The following is a 2,102-nucleotide window of genomic DNA, read 5'->3' on the forward strand; positions in this document are numbered from 1 at the left end:
GCCGCGGCGATCCCGACGCCGCGCTCGAGGAGCCGGCGCAGCGGCCCGATCCGCCCGGGCAGGTTGGACAGCGGCGCGGTCGCCGAGCCGAGCCGGTTCAGCGTGCGGATCGCGCCGAACACCCGTGAGCGCAGCGGCGTCCCGTGCTCGGCGTGCTGGTGGTGCAGCGCCTCGGACTTGAGCGTGGCCATGTCCACGCCCATCGGGCACTCGCTCTTGCACGCCTTGCACATCAGGCACAGGTCGAGGATCTCGTGCAGCCGACCGTCGCTCAGCGCGGCCGACGGGTCCGGCTCGGAGAGTGCCTTGACCAGCGCGTTGGCCCGGCCCCTCGTGGAGTGCTCCTCCTGCAGGGTGACCTGGTAGGACGGGCACATCACGCCGCCGGCGGCCTTGCGGCACAGCCCGATGTTCATGCACCGGTCGGCCGCCCCGCGCATCCCGCCGACGACCTCGAAGTCCAGCATCGTGGCCATCGGCGGGGCCGGGGGCAGCGCGTCGCGGTCGCGCAGGTTGTCGGTCATCGAAGGCGCATCGACGATCTTTCCGGGGTTCAGCACGCCGTGCGGGTCGAACAGCGCCTTGACCTGCCGCATCGCCTCGTAGAGGTCGTCGCCGAAGATCTCCCGGTTGAACTCGCTGCGGGCCAGGCCGTCGCCGTGCTCGCTGGAGTTGACCCCGCCGTAGGAGGCGACCAGGTCCTTGACCTTCTCCGCGACCGTGCGCATCGTCGCGACCTGCTCGGGGTCGGTGAGGTCGACGAACGGGCGGATGTGCAGGCAGCCGACCGAGCAGTGCCCGTAGAACCCGGCCTCGAGGCCGTGGTCGTCCAGGATCTCGGCGAACTTCGCCGTGTACTCGGCCAGGTACTGCGGGTCGACGGCGGTGTCCTCGACGAACGCCAGCGGACGGCGGGTCCCCTCGCCTGCGGCCATCAGCAGCCCGAGGCTGGACTTGCGCACCTTGAGCAGCGCCGACGCCTGCTCCGGGGTGACCGCGCGGACCGTGTGGTAGCCGTGCCCGTGGCGTTCCCACAACTCGGCGACCTGGTCCATCTTGGCGGCCAGGGCCTGCTCGTCGTCGCCGGAGAACGACACGAACAGCAGTGCCTGCGGGTCGCCGACCAGGTGGTTGCCCAGGTCCGCGTACTCGATCTTGCGGCGGGACAGGTCGAGGATCGTGCGGTCCATCAGCTCGACCTGGTTGGGGTCGCAGGACAGCGCGTCCTGGGTGGCCGAGATCGCGCCGTGGGTGGTCGCGAAGTGCCCGATCGCGTACACGGTCCGTTTCGGCTTCGGCACCAGGTCGACCACCGCCCGGGTCACCACCACCAGCGTGCCCTCGGCGCCGACCACGAACTTCGCCAGGTCCAGGGGCCGGCCGTCGCCGAAGCCGACCAGCCGGTCGAGCCGGTAGCCGCAGGCGCGGCGCCAGAACACCGGCATCCCGGCCGTGATCGCCGCCTCGTTCGCGGTGACCAGCTCCGGCAGCTCGGCGTAGATCCGCCCGGCCAGCCCGTCGGCCCGCGCCCGCCGGGCCCGCTCCGGTTCGTCCACCGGCTCCAGCCGGGTGCTGGTCCCGTCCGCGAGCACCACGTCCAGGGCGCGCACGTGGTCGATCGTCATGCCGAACGTCAGCGACCCGCTGCCCGCGGAGTTGTTGCCGATCATCCCGCCGATCGTGGCCCGGTTGCTGGTCGAGGTGTCCGGCCCGAACATCAGCCCGTGCGCGGCCGCGGCCGCGTTGAGCTGGTCCTGCACCACCCCGACCTCGACGACGGCGGTGCGCGCGACCGGGTCGAGCTCGAGGATCCGGTTCATGTGCCGCGAGGTGTCCAGCACGATCCCGGGCCCGACGGTCTGCCCGGCCAGGCTGGTCGCGGCACCGCGTGCCACGACCGGGACACCGTGCTCACCGGCGACCGCGACGACGGCGGCCACGTCGTCGGCGTCGAGGGGGAACACCACACCGCGCGGCACGATCGAGTACATGCTCGCGTCCCGGGAGAACAGGTGGCGGCTGTAGTCGTCGAAGGCGACCTCGCCGCGGACGCGGGCGCGCAGGGCCCGTTCCAGCCCGTCCGCCGAGACGGCCGGGGCGGT

At 72.4% G+C, this 2,102-nt stretch carries 1 protein-coding gene; it reads right to left on the minus strand.

Annotated elements, in window-relative coordinates; all coding sequences use genetic code 11:
- The coding region (locus I4I78_RS32125; RefSeq protein ID WP_308252480.1) for an FAD-binding and (Fe-S)-binding domain-containing protein at nt 1–2,102 on the minus strand (2,102 nt) is incomplete at both ends.

It is taken from the genome of Pseudonocardia sp. KRD291 (assembly GCF_019263595.1).
Taxonomy (GTDB): domain Bacteria; phylum Actinomycetota; class Actinomycetes; order Mycobacteriales; family Pseudonocardiaceae; genus Pseudonocardia.